21 protein-coding genes and 1 other RNA gene are annotated in these 22,815 nt (G+C 67.8%); 9 read left to right on the top strand and 13 right to left on the bottom strand.

Annotated elements, in window-relative coordinates:
* Positions 1-5: 5 nt before the first annotated feature.
* The 7 genes from AC25Y0_RS04565 to AC25Y0_RS04535 form a co-directional block, all read right to left on the bottom strand.
* Positions 6-779, bottom strand: coding sequence for a hypothetical protein (locus AC25Y0_RS04565; RefSeq protein WP_488134256.1), 774 nt, complete (start codon positions 777-779; stop codon positions 6-8).
* Positions 780-816: 37 nt separating this feature from the next.
* Entirely contained in the window at positions 817-1,038 is a 222-nt protein-coding gene (locus AC25Y0_RS04560) for a hypothetical protein (protein WP_488134255.1), read from the bottom strand.
* A 368-nt stretch (positions 1,039-1,406) separates the two neighbouring features.
* Positions 1,407-1,727 carry a DUF7882 family protein gene (locus AC25Y0_RS04555; RefSeq protein WP_488134254.1) on the bottom strand — a complete coding sequence of 107 codons (321 nt, stop codon included), beginning with the start codon at positions 1,725-1,727 and terminating at the stop codon, positions 1,407-1,409.
* A 162-nt stretch (positions 1,728-1,889) separates the two neighbouring features.
* Complete coding sequence (locus AC25Y0_RS04550) at positions 1,890-2,126, bottom strand: hypothetical protein (RefSeq protein WP_488134253.1); 237 nt, start codon at positions 2,124-2,126, stop codon at positions 1,890-1,892.
* A 9-nt stretch (positions 2,127-2,135) separates the two neighbouring features.
* Positions 2,136-2,432, bottom strand: a complete 297-nt coding sequence (locus tag AC25Y0_RS04545; protein WP_488134252.1) for a hypothetical protein — start codon at positions 2,430-2,432, stop codon at positions 2,136-2,138.
* 145 nt (positions 2,433-2,577) lie between these two features.
* On the bottom strand, positions 2,578-3,462 hold the full coding sequence (locus AC25Y0_RS04540; protein ID WP_488134251.1) for a tyrosine-type recombinase/integrase: 885 nt from the start codon (positions 3,460-3,462) through the stop codon (positions 2,578-2,580).
* A 370-nt stretch (positions 3,463-3,832) separates the two neighbouring features.
* Positions 3,833-4,867, bottom strand: coding sequence for a zinc-binding dehydrogenase (locus tag AC25Y0_RS04535; protein WP_488123191.1), 1,035 nt, complete (start codon positions 4,865-4,867; stop codon positions 3,833-3,835).
* 358 nt (positions 4,868-5,225) lie between these two features.
* Here AC25Y0_RS04535 and mgtE point away from each other — a divergent pair, with 358 nt between their 5' ends.
* Genes mgtE through AC25Y0_RS04520 form a run of 3 tightly spaced genes read left to right on the top strand, consistent with a single transcriptional unit; the run spans position 5,226 to position 9,058 of the window.
* The gene (mgtE, locus tag AC25Y0_RS04530; RefSeq protein WP_488123190.1) at positions 5,226-6,572 is read left to right on the top strand and encodes a magnesium transporter; all 1,347 of its coding nucleotides are present in this window, start codon (positions 5,226-5,228) and stop codon (positions 6,570-6,572) included.
* 38 nt (positions 6,573-6,610) lie between these two features.
* Complete coding sequence (locus AC25Y0_RS04525) at positions 6,611-7,342, top strand: zinc ribbon domain-containing protein (RefSeq protein WP_488123189.1); 732 nt, start codon at positions 6,611-6,613, stop codon at positions 7,340-7,342.
* A gap of 3 nt (positions 7,343-7,345) precedes the next feature.
* Positions 7,346-9,058 carry a bifunctional 3'-5' exonuclease/DNA polymerase gene (locus tag AC25Y0_RS04520; RefSeq protein ID WP_488123188.1) on the top strand — a complete coding sequence of 571 codons (1,713 nt, stop codon included), beginning with the start codon at positions 7,346-7,348 and terminating at the stop codon, positions 9,056-9,058.
* 6 nt (positions 9,059-9,064) lie between these two features.
* Here AC25Y0_RS04520 and AC25Y0_RS04515 read toward each other — a convergent pair whose 3' ends face one another.
* Together AC25Y0_RS04515 and AC25Y0_RS04510 are read right to left on the bottom strand one after the other, a co-directional pair.
* Positions 9,065-10,789 carry a DUF4012 domain-containing protein gene (locus tag AC25Y0_RS04515; RefSeq protein WP_488134250.1) on the bottom strand — a complete coding sequence of 575 codons (1,725 nt, stop codon included), beginning with the start codon at positions 10,787-10,789 and terminating at the stop codon, positions 9,065-9,067.
* Positions 10,790-10,842: 53 nt separating this feature from the next.
* Positions 10,843-11,481 carry an LPXTG cell wall anchor domain-containing protein gene (locus AC25Y0_RS04510; protein ID WP_488123186.1) on the bottom strand — a complete coding sequence of 213 codons (639 nt, stop codon included), beginning with the start codon at positions 11,479-11,481 and terminating at the stop codon, positions 10,843-10,845.
* Between the two features lie 146 nt (positions 11,482-11,627).
* Here AC25Y0_RS04510 and rnpB point away from each other — a divergent pair.
* Positions 11,628-12,014, top strand: an RNA gene (rnpB, locus tag AC25Y0_RS04505) — RNase P RNA component class A.
* Between the two features lie 30 nt (positions 12,015-12,044).
* Here the strand turns inward: rnpB and ppgK are convergent.
* On the bottom strand, positions 12,045-12,806 hold the full coding sequence (ppgK, locus tag AC25Y0_RS04500) for a polyphosphate--glucose phosphotransferase (protein ID WP_488123185.1): 762 nt from the start codon (positions 12,804-12,806) through the stop codon (positions 12,045-12,047).
* Between the two features lie 110 nt (positions 12,807-12,916).
* Here ppgK and AC25Y0_RS04495 point away from each other — a divergent pair, with 110 nt between their 5' ends.
* The 3 genes from AC25Y0_RS04495 to AC25Y0_RS04485 are packed head-to-tail and all read left to right on the top strand — an operon-like array spanning position 12,917 to position 17,518.
* Complete coding sequence (locus tag AC25Y0_RS04495) at positions 12,917-13,144, top strand: SPOR domain-containing protein (RefSeq protein ID WP_488123184.1); 228 nt, start codon at positions 12,917-12,919, stop codon at positions 13,142-13,144.
* 2 nt (positions 13,145-13,146) lie between these two features.
* The gene (glnA, locus tag AC25Y0_RS04490; RefSeq protein WP_488123432.1) at positions 13,147-14,484 is read left to right on the top strand and encodes a type I glutamate--ammonia ligase; all 1,338 of its coding nucleotides are present in this window, start codon (positions 13,147-13,149) and stop codon (positions 14,482-14,484) included.
* A gap of 10 nt (positions 14,485-14,494) precedes the next feature.
* Positions 14,495-17,518: a bifunctional [glutamine synthetase] adenylyltransferase/[glutamine synthetase]-adenylyl-L-tyrosine phosphorylase gene (locus AC25Y0_RS04485; protein ID WP_488123183.1), complete on the top strand. Its 3,024-nt coding sequence runs from the start codon at positions 14,495-14,497 to the stop codon at positions 17,516-17,518.
* On the opposite strand, the gene AC25Y0_RS04480 is transcribed toward AC25Y0_RS04485, so the two are convergent.
* Positions 17,509-18,504: an alpha/beta hydrolase gene (locus AC25Y0_RS04480; RefSeq protein ID WP_488123182.1), complete on the bottom strand. Its 996-nt coding sequence runs from the start codon at positions 18,502-18,504 to the stop codon at positions 17,509-17,511. The genes AC25Y0_RS04485 and AC25Y0_RS04480 overlap by 10 nt on opposite strands.
* Before the next feature lie 160 nt (positions 18,505-18,664).
* The gene (gene glnA, locus AC25Y0_RS04475; RefSeq protein ID WP_488123181.1) at positions 18,665-20,089 is read right to left on the bottom strand and encodes a type I glutamate--ammonia ligase; all 1,425 of its coding nucleotides are present in this window, start codon (positions 20,087-20,089) and stop codon (positions 18,665-18,667) included.
* 134 nt (positions 20,090-20,223) lie between these two features.
* Between glnA (AC25Y0_RS04475) and AC25Y0_RS04470 the strand changes: the two genes are divergently transcribed.
* Positions 20,224-20,658: an RDD family protein gene (locus tag AC25Y0_RS04470; protein WP_488123180.1), complete on the top strand. Its 435-nt coding sequence runs from the start codon at positions 20,224-20,226 to the stop codon at positions 20,656-20,658.
* Between the two features lie 10 nt (positions 20,659-20,668).
* Here the strand turns inward: AC25Y0_RS04470 and AC25Y0_RS04465 are convergent, their stop codons facing one another.
* On the bottom strand, positions 20,669-21,376 hold the full coding sequence (locus AC25Y0_RS04465) for a DUF4191 domain-containing protein (protein WP_488123179.1): 708 nt from the start codon (positions 21,374-21,376) through the stop codon (positions 20,669-20,671).
* Between the two features lie 122 nt (positions 21,377-21,498).
* Here AC25Y0_RS04465 and AC25Y0_RS04460 point away from each other — a divergent pair, with 122 nt between their 5' ends.
* Complete coding sequence (locus AC25Y0_RS04460) at positions 21,499-22,809, top strand: hypothetical protein (RefSeq protein ID WP_488134249.1); 1,311 nt, start codon at positions 21,499-21,501, stop codon at positions 22,807-22,809.
* Positions 22,810-22,815: the final 6 nt, after the last annotated feature.

Here is a 22,815-nt window from a genome sequence, read left to right as displayed (position 1 = left end):
CAGCCCTAAGCGCCTGCATCTCGCTGGATCCAACGCCGGGGGCTATACCAAGCGGGGCTTGGTGGAGCTGCTGGGTAGTGGACTCCAGCCCAGGTCGCCGAAACCTCGGCAGCCACATAGTCGTCGGGCTTCGGGAGGTAGGTCGGGGCGTTCAGGCCGTGCGCGCTGTAATAGTTCTGGGCCCAGACCCCAATGTCCAGCGTCGGCACGTTCCCGGGAAAATCGGTCGACCAAGCGGTGCCGCCTGGGCCCGTCCACCTCAGTTCGGCGCGCGCTGCGATCGCCTCCCTGCTGAAGGGCCAGTTGTCGTCGCTCGTGGGATCCTCCCAGGAGCCTGTCCACCTGTGAGTCTCTCCTGGCGCTAGGTACGGGACCTGCGGCGTCGAGCCGAGAATGAGTCGCTTCTCGGTGTCACCCACAGTCACGACATCGATTACTCCGAGACCGCGGATAGCGGAGCCGCTGTTGTTCGCGACCACCAGATACCCCAGCGTTTTGTGTCTCCCGTCGTATTCAACGTGCCAGACGATGTTCCCCGCATCGACCGCCCACTGCAGCATGCGCTCGCGGACTTGCCGAGCTCTATCATCCTGAGTGCGTCTATTGGCGCGAAGAGATCCCGCGACGGCAATCCAGATGGCTGCTGTCGTAGAGGCCACGGCGACCATGACACCAGCCGCTGGTAGCCCGGCCTCTATCCACCACTCGTACGTGAACATCGCCGCGGGATCGATGATGACGTCGACGGGCAAGACCGGAGCGGGCGACGGTGCGTTCACAACCTCAGTGTCGCGCATCGACGAGGGGCACGCGCGGTCAGTACAACATCGCGTGTGTGAGAGCGGCCGCCATGAGCGAGAACTCGCGTGCATCGCGGCGTGCGAAACGCACCCGGATGAGCTCGCCGTCGACACGAAATCGGAACAGGCCGCGGCCGAGCAGCAGCGGCCCGATGGCGTCGCTGTCAGTCACCGCCTCGACCGGGACGGCGCGGGCGACGGTCGCTGTGCGGATCGTGACGGTGTCGCCGTCGAACACTACGCTTCCGTGCTTCGAGACAGCAGTCAGAACGTAAGGCTGCTGAGTAGAATCCACGACAGCCCTCCAATCGGTTAGGTCGATCTGGTGGGTTAGGCCCCTCGTGTGCGCTTGCCGGCGCGCACGAGGGCCGTTCTCGTCTCTAGAGAGAACCGCGGGGCTTGTGATACATCTGCGCGGGCTAGTCGACCGGGAGCGTGGCTGGTAGGAACGCCGAGATGACCCAGTCGCCCGTCCGCCCAGCATCCGACCGGAAGTGTTCGGCCGTCGCGTCGCGCTCGTCGACGCGTGGCTAATAGGGTCGCCGGTGGCCCGACTCCCGGGCGACGGATCCGCCTACGCGACGCGACCGGGGAATCTCCTCGAAGCTATAGCGCCTCGGGCGGGGTGATCGCCCTCGAGTCAGGTTCTGACATGACGACGAGCCCGTGCGCGCTGCGTGCGCTTTTCATGAGCTGATCCACCCATGTCATGTTCAATGCGGGTTCGCGGGAACCGTAGAAGTGAAACGCGATGGGGATCGACGAATGGATCCAGAACCACCGGCCGCCGAGGTCGGTGGTTTCCAGCTTCATCATGAACGATTCACCTCGTCGCATCTTGTTCATGATGACAAGGCGGAGGTGCGCGAGCGTCCGATCATCGACCTCGATGGGCCGGGCGCTCGAGCCATAGGAGAGAAGCCCCATGGTGGGGAGACTAGCTTCTTGTTCACCAGTTTCTCCACCATGTCGATGTAATGCCCACCCTGGTGGGGGAACGCGTGCGGGGCCGTGGCTCGGTCAGAGGCGGCGGGGTGCTGCTGATACATCACAGCTGCTCGAGATGAGGCGTGAGGGTTCGTGCGGTACTCACGCGAACCATTCCGGTTTGATGACGTCGACGCCGCACTGTTCGATCTCTGTCGCGGTCGCCCCGGATGCGAGTGCCGCGGTCACTGCCGCGTCGAGGGCCTTGTCGAGGTGCTCGAGGGCTGTGTCGACAGTCCCGGCGGCTGTCGGCGTCCAGGGGCGTGGGTCCGCGTCGTATGCGGCATCCATCGCACGGCGTGCGTCGACGAGTCGGGTGATCACGTCGACCAGGTGCATGCGGTCACGTTACCGGTCGGGGTGAAACGCGTGGTTGCCGGTGTTCGCGCGGCGGCGCCCTTCCGCAACCCAGCGTTCGGTGTCGGGGAGGGTGAGGAGTGCGGCCGCGAGAGGGTGCGTGTGTTCGCTGTCGTAGAACCCTGCCCAGAGGCCGGCTTCTTTCGCGAGGATGGCTGCCCGGTCGCCTGCGGTCTGGCGTAGTTCGTCGATCACGGGGCCCGGGTCGGTCGTGTATCTGTTGCGGGACATGATCGAGGAGAGCGTCACACCGAGAGCGACGTCGGGGTGGAGTGGACCGCTGGACATTGGTGTCCTTCCTCCGGCCGAGAGAGCATCCAGGTTACGCGCCCACCACCGACATCAGAGCGCCCCACCCCACCCCTGCCCTGCGCGACGTCTGCCCACACGTTGCCCGCTGACGGCGTGATATCGGGGTCACCGCGCCGCCGGGTCACGCGACACGATGCCGCCAGTTCTCGGTCGGTGGTCGCCCGGACCGTGCCGGGATCTCTCGATGCTGCAGGGACACGATCGCTTCGCGGCGGAGGCGGTCGCTGACGCGCGTGTATATCTGTGTGGTCGCGACGGACTCGTGCATCATCAGTTCGGCGATGACACGGATGTCGACACCAGCGTCGACGAGGTCGGTTCCGAACGCGTGGCGCAGCGAGTGCGGGGTGAGTCCGGGGTCGAGGATCCCGGCGCGCTGCTTCGCTTTCGTGATCAGGTCGGTCACGGACGACGGCCGAATGTGACCCTCTCCGCGCCTGGCGGGGAACCACCAGGAGTCGGCCGGCATTGTGTGGGCGAGCTCGCTGATCACGGGGTGCAGCGGGAGGGTGCGATCCTTGCCGCCCTTCCCGCGGGTGCGAATGGTGCCGGTGAGCTGGTCGATGTCGTGGCCGTGGACGGCGGCGATCGATGACACCCGGAACCCCTGGTACGCGCCGAGGAGGATCATCGCCCGGGTGCGGGTGTATGCGCCGCTGGTGAGCATCGCGGTGACCTGCTCGGCGGTGAACGGTCGCGGTTCGCCTTTCGGCGCGATGACCTTCGGTAGCCGCAGTGCGGGGTTGTCGTCGCGGAGACCTTCGGCGTGGAGGAAGGTGAAGAACGCGATGATCGCGCCCCGCTCGGTGCGCATGGTGCCAGCCGTGACGGTCTCGCGGGCGAAGTGCCGGCGGAGGGTGAAAACGTCCAAGTCGGTCAGGCCATCGGCACGGTTCGCGAGTGATGTCAGGATGCTGCGTCGGTTACGGATCGTTGTCGCGGCCAGTCGTTGTGCGCGCTGGTAATCGGTGAAGAGTTCCAGCGCGTCGCGGTCTCTGTCATGCATGTTCTCTCCCCATCTCATCGTTGAGCTTCTGTACCGACGCTATGGATGCAAACGAATGGGTTTCGAGAACCAACGCGCACAAGACCAGGGGGACAATATTGCGGCGAATAGTCAAAGAGGGAACCCACGGCGACGGTGTAAAAACGCGCGCGCGCTTGCACGACCTATCCACCTATTGCGCGATCGCGAAAAGCGGTGTAACCGGCGCGAGATGATCCTCGTCGAACCATGGTGCCTCCACCGTGGATGTCGTCGGTTCGATCCCGGCAGGGCCCACCGAACCATCGGGCGGTGTCGCCTGTCCCGCAGGGACGTATTCCGCGAAGAGCACCACCGGATTGCGCTCCCGCTCGCGGAGGCCGGAACGCTTTTACGGGCGGATGAGGACTTTGAGTGCTTCGCGGGAGTCCATGAGACGGTACGCCTCGGCGATCTCAGAGAGTGGCAGTTCGCGATCGAAAACCTTGCCGGGCGCGATCGTCCCGTCCAGGACCTGCGGCAAGGCGGCCTCGATGTACGCGCGGACGGTCGCCGGCCCGCCGGTCAGGGTCGCGTTCTTGCCGAACAGCGACCCGAAGCCGATGGGCGCCTCCTCGTACTGAGGGACGCCGACACGAGAGATCGTTCCGCCAGGGCGCACGATGCCGTAAGCCTGCTCGTACGCGAGCAAATGCCCGACAGCTTCGAGCACGACAGGCGCACCCTCCCCACCGGTGATCTCGAGCACCCTCTGGATACCTGTGTCGCCGCGTTCGGACACGATGTGAGTAGCGCCGAACTCGCGACCGAGGGCGGTTCGATCCTCGTGGCGTCCCATCAGGATGATCGTGTCGGCACCGAGCTGGCGGGAGGCGAGCACGGCGGATAGTCCGACGGCGCCGTCGCCGATGACGACGACGATCTTTCCTGCCCGGACTCCACCTTTGTGAGCGGCGTGGTAACCGGTGAGGTAGACGTCCGAGAGCGTCAGGAGCGACGGCATGAGCGCCTCATCCGTCCCCTCCGGGATGACAACGGCGGTGCCGTCTGCTTGGGGCACCAGAAGCTTCTCGCCCTGGCTCGCGGAGGCTGCGCCGTCGAAGAACCCGCCGTGCACGCACGACGTCGTCACGCCGTCGCGGCAGAATACGCAGGTGTTGTCGCACCAGGCGAACGGGATGATCACGGTGTCTCCGATGGAGAGGCGTTCGACATCGGCGCCGATCTGCTCCACGACGCCGATCGCCTCGTGTCCCATCCGGCGTCCTTCGGGGGTCTCGTCGAGAGAGCGGTAGGGGTGCAGGTCGGAGCCGCACACGCACGTGTAGGTCACCCGGATGATCGCGTCCGTGGGGTTCTGGACGGTGGGCTCGGGGACATCTTCAATGCGGACGTCGCCGGCCTTGTACATCACGGTTGCTCGCATGAGCGCCCCTCTCTTGTCGGTGCTGCGGTGCTTCGGTTGGAGCGATCGCGTGCTCAATGGCTGCTGTGAACCGCTCGGAAGGGTTCTTCACCGTGCGGGTTGTGGGGACGGTGCGCATGATCGTCCTTTCTCCTTCGCTCGATGGGGAATGTTCGCTGGTCGTGCACCCGCGAGAGCGATAAGCAGCGCGAGGGGGAACAGTCCCGCAGGGATGAGCCGTGCGATAGCTACAACGCGAGTGAACTCGATCAAGGCCGGACGGGGGAGTGTCTTGCGAAAGGTGTACTGACCGTGCATCCCTCACTCAGATAGACCGTCGCCGACGTCATTCCCACGCCGGTTCTGAGATGATGCGGCCATGGATGACGAGTTCGAAGAGCTGCGTTCGAGGATCGAACCGGTGCTGCGCGATCGTGACCTCGTGGCGCTGGGCGGGATGCTTGCGGAACAGGATGCCCACGAGATCGCGCGCCTGCTCGAACGCGAAGACGCCGCCGACCGCGCGGTGCTCTATCGCCTGCTGCCCCGCGCGAAGGCGCTCGAGGTCTTCGAGCTACTCGACAACGGCATCCGTGCCGAGCTCTTTCGAGGGCTCCGCGACGAAGACGTCGCGCGCGTCTTCGAAGAACTCGACCCCGATGACCGGGCGCAGCTCATCGACGAGCTCCCCGCGGGCGTCGCGCAGAAGCTCATGAGCGGACTGTCGGCGCGCGAGCGGGAGCTCACGGCCCCCATGCTCGGCTACCCGAGAGGCAGCATCGGTCGCTTCATGAGCACCGAGTACGTGCGCCTGCAGCCCCAGCTCACGGTCGGTGACGCGTTGAGCCACATCCAGCACCGCGGCCGCGACGCCGAGACCGTCTACACCCTGCCCGTCACCGACACGCAGCGGCGCGTACTCGGGGTCGTGGGTCTGCGAGATCTCGTGATGGGCCCATCCGACACGCTCATCGCCGACCTCATGACGGATGCCCGTCACGTGCACGCGAGCGACGAGGCCGAGATCGCGGCGCGTACGCTCGTCGACGCGCAACTGCTCGCCGCGCCGGTCGTCGACGGTGAAGACCGGCTCCTCGGCATCCTCACGGTCGATGACGCGGCGCGCATCCTCGAGCGGGCAGAAGACGAGGATGCCGCACGCCAAGGGGCCTCCGAACCTCTCGGTCGCCCGTACCTCACGACACCCGTGCTCGGTATCGTGCGCTCACGCGTCGTGTGGCTTCTCGCCCTCGCGGTGTCGGCGCTGCTGACGGTCGGCGTGATCGACGTCTTCGAAGCGACGCTCGAGCAGGTCGTGACGCTCGCCCTGTTCATCCCGCTGCTCACCGGCACCGCCGGGAACACGGGCGCCCAGGCGGCGACCACGGTCACGCGCGCCCTCGCCGTCGGCGAAGTGTCCACGAGAGACGTGCTCGCCGTCGCCTGGCGCGAAGTGCGGGTCGGTGCGCTGCTGGGCGGCATGCTCGGGGTGCTCGGCTTCGCGATCGCAGGTCTCGTCTTCGGTATGCCCCTCGGCCTCGTGATCGGCTCGACGCTGTTCGCGATCTGCACCCTCGCGGCCACCGTCGGGGGGATCATGCCGATGCTTGCGCGCACGCTACGTGCCGATCCCGCCGTCTTCAGCACGCCGTTCATCTCGACGTTCTGCGATGCGACGAGCCTCATCATCTACTTCGGCGTCGCAACCTGGGTGCTGCAGCTCTGACCCGCGAGGCTCCGCGCCCGGCGGGGTAGGTTTGAGGGGTGAATGCCAGCCCCGCAGACCAGCGTCGCCTCTTGGACCTCGCCGACCTCGACGTCCGCATCCGTCAGTTCGAGAACGCCCGACGCAATCCTCCGCAGGCGGCGCGCGTGAAGGAACTGCTCGCGCGTCGGCAGGAGCTGTCGCGCGAGCTCACATCGCGTCTCGGAGTGCGCGACGACGTGCGCACCGAGATCTCGCGTCTCGAGTCCGACATCGCCGTCGTCGATGCCCGTGCGGCGCGCGACGCCGAGCGGCTCGCGGCCACCTCGAACGTGAAAGAGGCGCAGGGCTTCGAGAGCGAGATGCAGTCGCTCGCTCGCCGCAAGAGCGAGCTCGAAGACGCCGAACTCGAAGCCATGGAGCGACTCGAACAAGCCGAAGCAGCCGTCGCCGAGCAGGAGGGCCTCATCGCGGCGACCAACGCCGAGGGCACTGAGCTGAGCGCCGAGGCCAAGCGCGTGGTCGCCGAGGCGACGGCAGCGCTCGAGGCTGCGACCCGCGATCGCGCGGCGGTCGCCCACGATGTTCCCGCTGACCTGCTCGCTCACTACGAACGGATCGCGACGCGCGGCGTCGGCGCGGCGCTCATGCGTGCGCGCACGTGCGAAGGGTGCCGCATGGTTCTCTCGGGCACCGATCTGCAGACGCTGCGCTCCGCCGCCGATGATGTCGTCCTCACCTGCCCCGAGTGCGGCTGCATCCTCGTGCGCACGGAGGAATCCGGTCTGTGAGCTGTGACGGGCGCTGACGCCCCCGCCTGGATCGTCGTCGGCCGCGCGGGCGACGACGTCGGAATCGTCACGCTCGACATCGAGGGAAGAGAGCTCGAGCGGCTCAGCCTCGACCGCTCCGACCTGAGCCCATGGATCACGGCTCAGGAACACCTCGGGCATCCGCGCTGGGTGTGGAGCGACACCCCGGCCTGGTACTCACCGCTCCTCGAGAACGGCGTGCGCGTCGAACGCTGTCACGACCTGCGACTGTGCCGTGCGATCCTGCGCGACAGCGAACTGGTCACGGATGCCGCTCTGCGCGCCCCGTCGGCCTGGGACGCCGCCCCGGCGCCGGTCGATGACACACCGGCGCTCTTCGACTTCGTCGATACCGCGTCATCGGCCCTGCCGGACCGGCTCGACGCGTCGCGCGACGAGCTGTTGCGCCAGCGTGCCGCGATCGCGACCTCCACCGACCCCGCGCGCCTGCGCCTGCTGACAGCTGCCGAGTCGGCCGGGGCGCTCATCGCGGTCGAGCTGCGCACCGCGGGCGTTCCGTGGGATGCAGTGGGGCACGACCGCATCCTGACGGCGGTGCTCGGCGCTCGCCCCGCGAGCGGGGGAACACCCGCGCTCGTCGTGCAGGCCGCGCAGCGGGTGCGCGACGCTCTCGGCGACCCGCACGCGAACCTCGACTCGCACCCGAAGCTGCTGCGCGCTCTTCACCGCGCCGGTGTACTCGTCACATCGACGAGTCGCTGGGAGCTGGCGGAGCACACACATCCCGTGATCGAACCGCTGCTGGAGTACAAGAAGCTCACCCGGCTACTGTCTGCCAACGGCTGGGCGTGGCTCGACGAATGGGTCACTGACGGCCGTTTCCGGCCCGTCTATGTGCCCGGGGGAGTCGTGACGGGCCGGTGGGCGTCATCGGGCGGGGGAGCATTGCAGCTGCCGCGGCAGCTACGCCCCGCGGTGCGCGCGGATCCGGGCTGGAAGCTCGTCGTGGCCGACGTCGCGCAGCTCGAGCCGCGAGTGCTCGCAGCCATGTCCCGCGACACCGCTCTGGCAGCGGCGGCGAACGGGCGCGATCTCTACGAGGGCATCGTCCAGGGTGGCGCCGTGCCGACTCGCGCCGAAGCGAAGCTCGCCGTCCTGGGCGCGATGTACGGCGCGACGACGGGGGACTCGGGCCGTCTCGTGCCGCGGCTGCGGCGCACGTACCCGCGAGCGATGGGGCTCGTCGACGCGGCGGCGGCGACGGGAGAGCAGGGCGGCGTCGTGTCGACGTGGCTCGGTCGCACGTCACCGCGGCCCTCGACGGAGTGGACCGCTGCGCAAGCGCGCGCGAGCGACACCGGTGCGTCGACCGGCGAGGAGTCGCACGCTCGCCGAGCGGCGCGCGATCGCGGGCGCTTCACGCGCAACTTCATCGTTCAGGGAACGGCGGCAGAGTGGGCGCTGGCCTGGCTCGCCGAGATTCGGCGGCGCCTCGCGGCGATGCCGTTGACGACGGATGCCGCGGCGTCACGGTCCGGCGCCGTGTTCGAGCGGGCACCGCATCTGGCCTTCTTTCTGCACGACGAGGTCATCGTGCACGCGCCCGCAGCGATGGTCGATGATGTCGCCGAAGCGGTCACGGATGCCGCAGCGGCAGCGACCCGGCACCTTTTCGGAGATTTTCCGCTGGATTTCCCGCTCGACCTGCGCATCGCCGACACGGCTGAGGAGTAAGCCCGATCAGCCGCAGGCCGTCGGTCCGATCTCGACCTGGGGCGTGGTGAGCAGCGGAGTGTGCAGCACGACGAGGTCGGCGACGTCGTCGTGCGGCATGAAGAAGTGGAAGGAGAGCCGGCTGGACTCGCCGGGGGCGAGATCGACACGCGCAGCACTCGTCGGCCGTCCGTCGTCGACGGCTGTCGCGCCGGCGTACGGCTCGCCGTCGACGAGCACGGCGCCCACCGACCCCGCCGTCGGCCCTACAGCCGCCACATTCGTCGCGATGTCCCCGGGCGCCACTCCGTAGTAGCCGCCGCCCGTGACGCTCATCGGGAGCAACGCGGCATCAGCCCGCGCGGTGCTCGTGAGGGTGACGGTGACCGCGACCTCGGTCTGTCCGTCCGCGCGGCACGAGACGACCTCGGCGGTGATCGCGGCGTCAAGGAATCCGCCCATCTTGGCGCCGGTGGCGTCGTTCAGATACACCGCGAACGCGCCGTCGCCTGCGACATCCTGTCGTGCCGCCGGGCCGCCCAGTGCGCTCGAAGCGAAGATCTCGTTCGCGTTCTCGTCGGCTTCCCACACCGCGATGCGACCCTCCTGCACCGGCACCGCCATAGCCCCGATGAGCGCGACCAGATCGACGCCCCCGCCGGCGACGCGATCGAAGACCGCGTCGGTCACCGACGCGAAGAGCGAGGTCTGCTGTTCGATCGACAGTGTGCGGTAGGCATCGAACAGGAGGGTGTCCAGGAGACCGTCAGCATCCAACTGCTCGCCTGTGGCCAGCTCGATGGGCCCCGTGACGGTGAGGAGCGCCTGCAGCACCATCGGATCGATCGAGACGACCGTATCGGGCACGCGCCCGGTCAGCTCCTGCCACCATGCCGTCGCGAGTGCGCCGGTGGTGGCGAAGTCCGCCGGCATGGACATGTTCTGGGCGAAGCGTCCGACGACGTCGGAGTAGACGGTCGTGAGGCCCTCGGGCAGGTCGATAATCGCGTCAGCCCGCGCTGCGAAGTCAGCCGACTCGGCTTGACTCACCAACGTCAGCTCTCCCTCGAGAGCGCGGATCTCGGCGAAGGACCCCGTGATGCCGCCACCCGTGCGCAACTCGGCGGGGTTCTGGATCATGACCAGGATCGTGCGTTCGCCTTCCCCGCCGAGCATCGCGGGCAGCACAGCGCTCGCTCGAGCCGCCGTGGCGATCAAGGGGGCGGCTTGACTCACGACACCGTCGAGCCGGGCGACTCCGTCGGCGACGGGCGGAAGAAGTGCGTCGGCGTCGAAGGCTCCGAGCCGGTGGGCGGCCCGGACGAACACGGCATCGGCGTCCGAGAGCACGTCGGCAGCGCTCGACAAGGCCGCGGGCGAGACGAGCGCACCGGTGTGCGGCTCGTCCAGCGAACGCGCGACTCCCGTCAGACGGGGGAGCACCTCGGCGATCGTGGCGAGCTCGCTGCCGGCGGTCCGCACGGCGACGAGATTCTGTCCCCCGAAAGGCATCCACTCGGCGGCGCGCCAAAGCGGGTCGTTCTCGAGGACGGCGATGTCGGACGCATGGTCCTCGAGCGCGACGGAGAGCTCGTCGATCCGGTCCAGGTCACCTGCCGCTGCGGCATCCTGCATCTGCTGCGCGAGCGGCATGATCTCGTCGACGGCGGACTTCGCCAGCACTGCCCGCGCGCCGACCCAGGCCAGGGCCACGATGAGAACGGCGAGGATCAGGAGGAACCACAGACGCACCCGGGGACGCCGCGTACGGCGGGTCGTCCCCGGGTGCGTCTCGGCAGTCGCCACTAAGCGCGGCGGCGGCGCTGCACGAGCATGAAGCCCACGCCGGCGAGCAGAACGACTGCACCGGCCAGCGCGATCGGAAGAACCGCGGCGTCCATTCCCGTCAGAGGAAGTGACGAAGGCGCGCCATCGGCACCGGCGGGACCGTCGGTGAGGGGCAGCGACAGGCACTCGGGGCTCTCGAGCGGGTACGACAGCGGCGTCGCGATCTCTTCTGCGCCGGCGCGAATCGTGGCGTGGATGTCACCGAGCGTCCAGGCGTACGGGCCGGTGGCGACACCGGAGCCGTCTGCGGACGCACCAGGCCACAGGACGCGGCCGTTCAGACGGTTGTCGACCAGCGTGCCGAGCGGAACATCGACGCTGTTCATGCCGTCTGTCAGGTGCAGCACGGCAGGGATGTCGGCCGCGACGCCGTCGGGATCAGACCGCAGGACGGAATAGCTGATCCACGGAACACTCTGCAGGCAGTCGCCCATGACTGTGCTGCCCGCAAGCGACGGCGCGTCAGGAGTCCCGGGCGGGTAGTCGCCGATCTCGACATTGATCTGAACCGACGGCGGCTGTACTTCGGATTCGTCGGCTGTGGCCGCGAGCGGTGTGGCGATGATGAGTGTCGCTGCGGCCATTGCAGCGAGCATGATTTTTCGCATAGTTGTTTTTGCCTCCCTGAAGACTGTACAACCGCGGCACGTTCCCAGTGCGCACCGTGGCTGGTCACACGCTAACGCTTTTCCGCACATTCTCTCGGACGTTCCGCAAATACGGGTAAAGTCGTCGCAGCGAATGGGTCGGCTGGACGGTCGCGTCGCGCACGGTTCACCGTGTAGCGCCGAGGAACGTCCGGGCTCCACAGGGCAGGGCGGTGGATAACACCCACCCGGAGTGATCCGCGAGACAGTGCCACAGAAAGCAGACCGCCTCCTGGTCCTGAGCGTGTCTCAGGACCGGGCGGTAAGGGTGAAAGGGTGGAGTAAGAGACCACCGGGTTCGCGGTGACGCGAATCGCACGGTAAACCTCGCCCGGAGCAAGGTCATACAGGGGATGATGACGCGGCCCGCCGAGTCCCCGGGTAGACCGCTAGAGCGGCACGGCAACGTGTCGCCGAGAGAGATGACCGTCCACGGGGCTCACGCCCCCGGACAGAACCCGGCGTACAGGCCGGCCCATTCGCCTCCACGCCCGCCGCTCGCCGCGGCCTCGTCAGCCCAGCGCGAGCGCGGCTGCGCCGATGATGCCCGCGTTGTTGCGGTGCACCGCAGGCACGATCGGTGTAGCGATGTCCAGCAGCGGCAAGAACGAAGCGGCGTGCTTGGACACGCCTCCGCCCACGATGAACAGGTCGGGGCTGAAGAGTGACTCGATGTAGCTGTAGTACCACTGCAGCCGGCTCGCCCACTCCTGCCAGCTCAGGTTGCCGCGCTCCATCGCCGAGTAGGCCGCGTAGGCCTCGGCGTCCTTCCCGTGCTTCGCGCGCTGCACGTGGCCCAGCTCCGAGTTCGGCACGAGCACGCCGTCGTGGATCAGCGCGCTGCCGATCCCGGTGCCGAGCGTCGTAAGGATCGTCAGCCCGTCGCGCCCCTTCGCCGCGCCGTAGCGCAGCTCTGCGACGCCGGCGACGTCGGCGTCGTTGGCGAAGTGGATCTCGCGACCGAGTCCGTCCTCGAAGAACTTCTCGGCCTCGAACCCGATCCATGCGTCGGACACATTGGCCGCCGACAGCGTGCGCCCCTTCTTCACGATCGCGGGGAACGCGATCCCGAGCGCCACACCCTGATCGCTGATCCCGAGCCGGTCGAGCACGGTGCGGACGGCGGCGAGCACGTCACCGGGTTCGGCTCCGGCGGGAGTGGCCACTTTGATGCGCTCGCTCGCGAGTGCTCCCCGATCGAGATCGACCACACCGGCCTTGATCCCGGTGCCGCCGATGTCCACGCCGACGGCCCGGGTCGCGAGTTCTGCCATACCTGCCAGCCTATCCAGCAGCATCCGTCGCATCAGTAGGATCAACCCAGGCGGATCCGTCCACACACGCCCGGGAATCCGGGCGCGACCGCCGCATGGGAGGAGTCACGGTGTCCAGCGAGAACGAGAAGTACTGGTACAACCTCACGACGGGCGAAGTGGAGAAGGGCTTCGAGTCTCCTGCGATCGACCGGGCAGGCCCTTTCGACACCGCCGAAGAGGCCGCACGGGCACCCGAAATCCTGCGTGAGCGTTCGCGCGCGTGGTCCGAGGATGAAGCCCGCGAGGACCGCTGGGGCTCCGCACAGAGCGGCTCCTCCGAGGACACCGGCAAGTGACGTTGGACAAGCAGCGCGATTTCGTCCTGCGGACGATCGAGGAGCGCGGCGTCAAGTTCGTCCGCCTGTGGTTCACCGACGTGATCGGCACCCTCAAATCGGTCGCGATCGCCCCTGCCGAGGTCGAAGGAGCCTTCACGGAAGGCCTCGGGTTCGACGGGTCGGCCATCGAAGGCCTCACTCGCTCGTACGAGTCTGATCTCTTGGCGCATCCCGATCCCTCGACATTCCAGACGTTGCCCTGGCGCGGCGAGATCGACCCCACCGGGCGGATGTTCTGCGACATCACGACTCCCGACGGCCAGCCCGCCGTCGCGGATCCTCGACACGTCCTCAAGCGGGCGCTCGCGAAGGCCGCCGATGCGGGCTTCACGTTCTACACGCACCCCGAGATCGAGTTCTACCTCCTGAAGTCCTCGTCCTTCGGCCCCGAAGGACCTGTTCCCGTCGACTCGGCGGGCTACTTCGACAACGTCCCCGGCGGCACGGCGCACGATTTCCGCCGCCGCTCGGTGCGGATGCTCGAAGATCTCGGCATCTCGGTCGAGTTCAGCCACCACGAGGGCGGTCCCGGCCAGAACGAGATCGATCTGCGCTATGCCGACGCCCTCGCGACGGCTGACAACATCATGACCTTCCGCACTGTCGTAAAAGAGGTCGCGATCGAGCAGGGCGTCTATGCAACGTTCATGCCGAAGCCCCTCGGCGGCAAGCCCGGCAGCGGCATGCACACGCACATGTCGCTGTTCGAGGGCGACCAGAACGCCTTCTACGAAGAAGGCGCGCAGTACCAGCTCTCGCAGGTGGGCCGCCAGTTCATCGCCGGCCTGCTACGGCACGCCAACGAGATCTCGGCGGTGACCAACCAGTTCGTGAACTCCTACAAGCGACTGTGGGGGGGCGACGAAGCGCCGAGCTTCATCTGCTGGGGTCACAACAACCGGTCGGCACTCGTGCGGGTGCCGATGTACAAGCCGAACAAGGGTCAGTCCTCGCGCGTCGAGTATCGCGCGCTCGATTCGGCGGCCAACCCCTACCTCGCGTACGCGCTGCTGCTCGCCGCGGGCCTCAAGGGCATCGAAGAGGGATACGACCTTCCCCCCGAGGCCGAAGACAACGTGTGGTCGCTGACGGACGCCGAGCGACGCGCGCTCGGCTACGCACCGCTGCCGCAGAGTCTCGACCACGCCCTCAGCTACATGGAGGAGTCCGAGCTCGTCGCCGAGACGCTCGGCGAGCAGGTGTTCACCTACGTGCTGCTCAACAAGCGCAAGGAGTGGCAGGAGTACCGCGCTCAGGTGACGCCGTTCGAGCTCACGAACAACCTCGAGATGCTCTGACCGGTCCCGCATGTCCGCGAGCCCACGCACATCGTCACTGACCGCTCTCGCCCGGCAGGGCTTCTCTCGGCTCGCCGAGACGGATGCGCTGCTGCGTGAGCTGCAGGAGGAGACGGGCCTCACGCGCGATGACCTCACCTCGGCGGCGTCCGTCGCCGCCGATCCGGATGCCGCGCTGGCGGCGATCGCGCGCATCGGGCGCCGTGACCCCGATTCGGTGCGCGCGCTCATCGTCGATGAGCCCGGCTGGCGTGCCCTCTGGGCCGTGGTGGGGGCTTCCACGGGTTTCGGGGACTTCTTCTTCCGGCATCCCGAAGAGATCCTCCACCTCGCCGGAGGGGCGTCCACGCTGCCGACGGCAGAAGAGCTGCGCGCCGACCTGCTCGATTCCGTGGGCGACGTCGACGGCTTCGCGTCCGACGGAGACGAGGCATCCTGGGTCGCGCTGCGCGTGCGCTATCGCCGCCAGCTCGCCCGGATCGCCGCGTTCGATCTACTCAACGACAGCCCCGTCGATGCACTCCCTGCGGTTGCGGCGACGCTGGCGGATGCCGCGGGGGCAGCGCTCGAAGCGTCGCTCTCGGTCGCCCGCACGCGGATCTCGACGGGCGTCGCCGGCGCCGGGCTGTTTCCGCGCGAGCAGGTCGCCGGGACGGCGCTCGCGATCATCGGCATGGGCAAGGCCGGGGCGCGCGAACTGAACTACGTGAGCGATGTCGACGTCATCTTCGTCGGCGGTGCCGACGACAAGACGCTCGCCGAGGCGGGGGAGAGCCGGGTCGTCGACATCGCGACGCGGCTGGCCCTGCAGACGATGCGCGGCGTCTCGGGCTCCGAGATGGAGCCGCCCCTGTGGGATGTCGATGCCAATCTGCGCCCCGAGGGCAAGCAGGGAGCGCTCGTGCGCACGCTCGACTCGCACCTGTCGTACTACGACCGCTGGGCGAAGAGCTGGGAGTTCCAGGCGCTCCTGAAGGCACGCCCGCTTGCGGGCGACGCGGCGCTCGGTCAGGCATACGTCGACGCAGTGCTGCCGAAAGTGTGGACGAGCGCGGCGCGCGAGAACTTCGTCGACAGCGTGCAGCGCATGCGCGAGCGGGTGACCGAACACATCCCGCCCGCCGAGGTTCCGTACCAGCTCAAGCTCGGGCCCGGTGGCATCCGCGATATCGAGTTCACGGTGCAGCTGCTGCAGCTCGTGCACGGGCTCGCCGACGACCGCATCCGTCAGCGCGGCACGCTGGCGGCACTGGATGCGCTCGTCGCTGAGGGGTACATCGGCCGGGCCGAGGCCGGCGCGTTCTCTCGCGACTACCGCGAGCTGCGCCTGCTCGAGCACCGTGTGCAGCTGCGCCAGCTGAGTCGCACGCACCTCATGCCCGCCGACCCCGATGACCTGCGCGTCCTGGCTCGATCGTCGGGTCTGGCCACGAGCGGTCAAGCATTGTGGAAGCGGTGGGAGGCCATCAAGCGCGAAGTGCGCGACATCCACGTGCGGCTGTTCTACCGACCTCTGCTTTCAGCGGTTGCCGCGCTGCCGGCAGACGAGCGGATGCTGCCCGACGAAGGGCGAGCACTCTCGATCTCGCAGGCGCACGACCGTCTCGCGGCGATCGGCTTCGCCGACCCCGCGAGTGCCCTGCGCCACATCACGGCGCTCACGAGCGGGCTCAGCCGCAAGGCGACGATCCAGCGCCACCTCATGCCCGTCATGATCCGCTGGTTCGCCGATGGTGTCGATCCCGACTACGGCCTGCTCGCGTTCCGACGTCTGAGCGAGCGGCTCGGGTCGACGCACTGGTTCCTGCGGATGCTGCGCGACTCCTCGGGCGCGGCTGAGCACCTCACGCACGTGCTCTCGGGCTCGCGCTACGTGGCCGACCTCATGGAGTGGATACCGGAGTCCGCCGCGTGGCTGGACGACGCCGCCCTGCTGCGGCCGCGCTCGGCAGAGGTGCTCTTCGAAGAGGCGCGGGCAATCCAGACGCGACACGGCACGATCGCCGCTGCGATGCGCGCCGTTCGTGCGCTGCGCCGCCGCGAGTTGCTTCGCATCGCAATGGGCGCCCTCCGCGCCGAGTCCGACGTCGCCGATGTCGCCGCGGCGCTCACGAACATCACCGACGTGACGATTCAGGCGACACTGCGCGCCGTCCGCCGCGAGATCGTCCCCGAAGAGGACGACGCGTTCGAGTTCGCCGTCATCGGCATGGGACGATTCGGCGGGGGCGAGCTCGGCTTCGGCTCGGACGCCGACATCCTGTACGTGTACCGCCCCAACGGCATCGACCCGCAACGTGCTCAGTCGCTGGCGGTGCGGATCGTCAATGCGCTGCGTGAGCACTCCGAGGACCACCGCATGCCGCTCGACCTCGACGCGGGCCTGCGCCCGGAGGGACGCAAGGGCCCGGTCGCGCGCTCGCTCGATTCGTACGCCGAGTACTACCGGCGCTGGTCCTTGTCGTGGGAGGCCCAGGCGCTCCTGCGGGCGCGCGGCGTGGCAGGGAGCCCCGCCCTGCTGGCGGACTTCATGGCATTGGCCGACGACATCCGGTATCCGGCATCCGTGGACCCGCAGGGATTGCGTGAGATCAAACGGATCAAAGCCCGCGTCGAAAGCGAACGACTGCCTCAGGGTGCCGACCCCGCGCGGCATCTCAAGCTCGGACCCGGCTCGCTCAGCGACGTCGAGTGGCTCGTGCAGCTGCTGCAGCTCGAACACGCGCATGCCGTCCCCGGCATGCGGACGACGTCGACGCTCGGGGCGCTCTCCGCGGCTCAAGAGGCCGGCTTGGTGAGCACGGTCGCCGCAGAACGGCTCACGGCCGCATGGGTCTTGGCGAGCCGCTTGCGCTCGGCGAACACCCTGCTGTCAGGCCACACGAGCGACTTGCTCCCGACCGACCGCAAGAAGCTCGACGGGATCGGTCGTCTGCTCGGCTACCCGCCGCGCGCGGCGACCGAGGTCGAAGAGGACTACCTCGGCGTGACGCGCCGGGCGCGCCGAGTGTTCGAGAAGCTCTTCTACGGCTGATCCGACGCCGTGAGCTCAGCGAGCCACGCGATCGTCGCATCGAGAGCCTGCTGCGCCTCGGGCCTGTCGAGATGGAACTGGTACTCGTGGGGGAGCGCGGGCGTGTGATCGGCCGGCCAGAACAGCTCGGTGACCTCGACGCCGGCATCCTGCAGCGCCGTGGACATGGGGATGGACTGCAGCCAGGTGAGTCCGTCTCCGTTGCCTCCGCTGATGTACGTCGGCGGAAAACCTTCCGTGACGAAGTCGATCGTCGACATCGTGGCTCCCTCATAGGTCGCCGACCAGCCCTTCGTGCCGGTGTACGCCCACAGCGAGACCTGCAGGCCCCACGCCATCAGGCCCTCGAGTTCCGCCATGGCGGGCATGTCGTACACGCCGCAGTTGAGGATGATCCCGATCAGCTGCGACGCGTCGAGCGAGGGCTCGATGCCCAGCAGGTGGGCATAGCGTTCGTTCGTCGTGAGCGTCGCGAGCTGGCTCGCGAGCTGGGCGCCGGCGGAGTCGCCGGCCAAGATGATGCGGTCGGGATCGATCCGCAGCTCGGCCGCATTCTCGTCGAGGTAGGCGAGCGCGTCGTTGAGTTGTCGCACGGCCGTGGGGTAGGTCTGCTCGGGACCGAGCCCGTAGTTCAGGCCGACGGCCGTGTAGCCCGCGTCGGCAAGGATCCGCAGGTACGGATCGACGTTCGCCGATGACCCCGAGATCCACGCGCCGCCGTGCACCCAGACGATCGTCGGCAGCGTCTCGCCCTCTTCTGCGACGGTGAACACGTCGAGCGTCGTCGTCTCATCGCCCGGCGTGCCATACGGGATGTCGAGAGTCTCATCCACCGGCCCTGCGGGCTGGTGACGTTCCATCTCGGCTGCCGCCGCCGTGCCGCCGCGCTCGAACACCGCGCGGATCAGCATCGCCGACGGCCACGGCGTGATCGCGCCGACGATGCCGATGACGACGGCGATGCCGACGATGACGGAGACGATCACCAGCACGATGCGTCGGCCCCGCCGGCGTGAATGCTTCGGGGCAGCGGCACCATCTGTCATCGTTCCTCCGGAGTCGGCTCTGGCAAGTCTGGCAGAACCGAACGCACGAAACCCGCCTCCCCGTCCGTGTCGTGCGGGGAGGCGGGTTCGTTAGCGACGATCAGACGCCGAAGTACAGCTCGAACTCGAACGGGTGCGGTCGCGCGTTGATCGGACGGATCTCGTTCTCGATCTTGTACTCGATCCACGTCTCGATCAGTTCGGGCGTGAACACGTTGCCGCGCAGCAGGAACTCGTGGTCGGCGCGCAGCGCCTCGAGCGAGTCGAGCAGCGAGTTCGGAACCTGCGGGATGTTGACGGCCTCCTCGGGGGGCAGCTCGTACAGGTCCTTATCGACGGGCTCGTGGGGCTCGATCCGGTTCAGGATGCCGTCCAGGCCGGCCATCAGCTGCGCTGCGAAGGCGAGGTACGGGTTGCCCGAAGCGTCGGGAGCGCGGAACTCGATGCGCTTGGCCTTGGGGTTGCTGCCCGTGATCGGGATGCGGACGGCAGCCGAGCGGTTGCCGGCCGAGTAGACCAGGTTCACGGGGGCCTCGTAGCCCTTGACCAGACGCTTGTAGGAGTTCAGCGTCGGGTTGGTGAAGGCGAGGACGGCCGGAGCGTGGGCCAGCAGACCGCCGATGTACCAGCGGGCGACGTCCGAGAGACCTGCGTAGCCCTTCTCGTCGTAGAACAGGGGCTTGCCCTCGAGCCACAGCGACTGGTGCGTGTGCATGCCCGAGCCGTTGTCACCGAACAGCGGCTTGGGCATGAAGGTCGCGACCTTACCCCACTCGAGCGCGGTGTTCTTGACGATGTACTTGAACTTCAGGATGTCGTCCGCCGCGTGGACCATCGTGTCGAAGCGGTAGTTGATCTCGGCCTGGCCGCCCGTGCCGACCTCGTGGTGCGAACGCTCCAGGTGCAGGCCCGCGTCGATGAGGCGCAGGCTGATGTCGTCGCGCAGATCGGCCTGCTTGTCGACGGGGGAGACGGGGAAGTAGCCGCCCTTGTAGGTCGTCTTGTTGGCGAGGTTGCCGCCCTCTTCGACGCGGCCCGTGTTCCACGCACCTTCTTCGGAATCGACGAAGTAGAAGCTCTGGTTCGGCGTCACGTCGTAGCGCACGTCGTCGAAGATGTAGAACTCGGCCTCGGGCGCGAAGAACGCCGTGTCCGCGATCCCGGTCGATGCGAGGTACTTCTCGGCCTTCTTGGCGACCTGACGCGGGTCCTTCGAGTACACCTCTCCCGTGCGCGGGTTGTAGATGTCGAAGATCATGATCAGGGTCTTCGCTTCACGGAAGGGGTCGACGTAGGCGGTCGAAACGTCGGGGATGAGCTGCATGTCCGACTCGTGGATGTTGGCGAAGCCGCGGATCGACGATCCGTCGAACAGCTGCCCCTCCGTGAAGAACTCCTCATCCACCGTCGAAGCAGGGATGTTGAAGTGCTGCTGAACACCCGGAAGATCCGTGAAACGGATGTCGAGGAACTTGATGTCCTCATCCTTGATGTACGACAGGACCTCAGATGGTTCTTTGAACATTGATGCTCCAGAGTTAGGGCTTCGTCTCGTGCCGCGAACGGGCCGGGCACGTCTGGCACGGTACCCCTCAGGGGTTGCCCTGCCATGACACCTTTGTTTCCGGCATGTTACGCGGTGCTCGGTAGGCTGGGGGAATGCCCGACGCACTTCCTGCCACTTCGTACCCCGGTGAAAGGCTCGGCCTTCCCGCATCCGGCCGGGGCAGCATCGCCAAACTCGGGCGCCGCACACTCGCCCTTCTGATCGACTACCTCACGGCGACGGTCATCGCGATTGCGTTCTTCGGATACGACCAGTTCGCACTGCCCGCCGAGGCGGGACTGACGATGTTCACGCCCATGATCGTGTTCGCCGCGGTGCAGCTGCTGTTCATCCCGACGATCGGCGGGAGCCCCGGGCACCGCCTGATGGGCATGCGTCTTCAACTTGCCACCGGCGGCTGGACGGGACTGTGGCGTCCCATCGTGCGCACGCTGCTTCTGCTGCTGGTCATCCCGGCGGCGATCTGGGATGCCGACAACCGTGGTCTGCACGACAAGGCAGCCGGGACGGTGCTCGTCCGCGCCTGACCCTGACCCGTCAGCGAGGACGCGGTGCGCGGGCCTTCGTGGGGTCGATGCCCTTGGGGATCGGCAGCGAAGCGAGCGACTGCGACACCGAGTCGACACGCTTCACGACGGCGGCCATGGTCGCCCGGTCGATCGACTTCGGAAGCGACTTGATGGTCGGCGCGAGCTTGCTGATCGGAATCTCGTCCTCGCCGTGTCCGACGTAGAGAACCGTGATCGGCACGCCCGAGGCCACACGCTGCACCTTCATGCGCTCGTCGTTGACGAGGCGGGTGAGACGGCCGCGCGCACCTTCGCCGACGATGACGACACCACCGCGGCCGATCGCGCGGTAGACCGCCTCCTGCGTCTTCGGGTTCACACCGACAGGCATCTCGCTGCCCTGCCACTTTCGCCCGAGCGACGTCGAGAGCACGTGGCCTGCGGCCCCCGGCATCCCGTCGAGTCGCGTGTACATCGCGCGGGTCGACAGACGGGTCATCGCCATGAGCGAACCCAGGATGCCGAACATGAGTCCCGTGACGCCCCAGAGGATGACACTCCAGATCGCCACCGGGGGGATCAGAAGTCCGACGGTGACGCCGAGCCCGATTCCCACCAGCAAAATGCCGATGAGGAGGAACGGAAGCCACCGGAACGCCTTCTGCGTGAAGACGTAAAGGGTGCGGATCTGCGAAAAGAAGCCGGGGCGCTTCTCGGGAGCGGTACTGCGGGCCATGACACCCAGCCTACCTTTTCTGCTCCTGCGACCGTTCCTCCCCAAACCGATCCATCGGCACTTCGTCCGCCGCTTCCTTCCACCTCGTTCGGCTGCCCCGCCCGGAAGGGCAGACTCCCCGCATGCCGACCGCTGCGAACGAGCGCCTTCTCGCCCCGTACCGCGTCGTGCGGCGCGTGGGCTCGGGTACGGATACCCCCTGGGCCGGCATCCTCGTCCGACTGGCCTCAGGAGAATCGCGGGTGCTCGTCGACGCGGCGATGTTCGACGATGAGTGGGCAGGATGGCACGCGTCGGACACAGGGCACGTTCTCGCGTGCCTCGATGTGGTACGTCGCGAAGATGGTCACGACGTCGTCTTGCCCCCGTGTCCGCGCCGCGTGACCGACGCCGTCCGCCGCCGGCGCGAAGCCCGTGTCGAGCTGACGTCGGGCGAGCGGGTGACGATCGCGGTCAGCGTGCTGCGCGGAGTCGCCGAACTCGCGCGGATCCCACACGCGGGTGACAGATCGACGGTGACAGGGGAGTGGTGGCTGACCGACGCCGGCAGGCCGGTGCTCGCGACGGGTGTCTCGTCCGATGACGCACTCGAGGCATCGACCCAGCTGCTCGAGCAGGTTGCCGAGCCCGGATTCGCGGTGTGGCACGACCTGATCGAAACGATCGCGACCCGCGCGCTCACCGATGCGGCGATCGCTCGACTCGAAGACGAGCTCTTCAGGCTGGCCCGGCCGGAGCCACTCGGCGACGCGGTTCTCGCTCAGGCGCGGGCATCGTGGCGTTCCGAGCCTGCGACCGCACCGGCCGAGGGCACAGTCCCGACGCCGGTGGCGGCGCACGAGCGCGGCAGCCTGTTCGACAGCCTGGCCCGGCACGTCGACGCCGACGTCGCCGACCTCGTGTCGAAAACGACGACGCGCGTCTGGCGACGGTGGCGCGAACGGGGCAGCCGGGCGCGCGTCACCCCGTGGGCGGTGGCGGCAGGGGCGGCGGGTCTGGTGGTCGCTCTCGGCGCGTTCTGGCCCGGCGACGAACAACCCCTCGCGGCCGCCACACCGGTGCCCATCGCCAAGACGAGCGAATCGATCGGGAGTCCATCCCCGTCAAGCGCTCCGCTGGACGGCCCCCCGCCGGCCGAGACGGCGCTGCGTGACGACCCCACCGCGGTCGTGACCGACCTGCTGACAGCGCGCGCCGCCTGCGGAGCATCCGCGGAATGCCTGACTGAGGTGCAGGCAGATCCCCACGTGTCGTTCCCCGCCGGGGCGATCGATCGAACGGCAGACACCCGCAGCGTCACACTGCTCGATGACTTCGGCGGCGTGGCGGTGCTGAGGGTCGACGCGCCCGACGCAGCATCTCAGCTCGTCGTCATACAGCGCACAGACGACTCATGGCTGTTGCGCGACGTATACGCCGCGCAACAGCCATGAGGATGC

It is taken from the genome of Microbacterium sp. Y547 (assembly GCF_057669785.1).
This window is presented reverse-complemented; position numbering and strand designations above follow the sequence as displayed.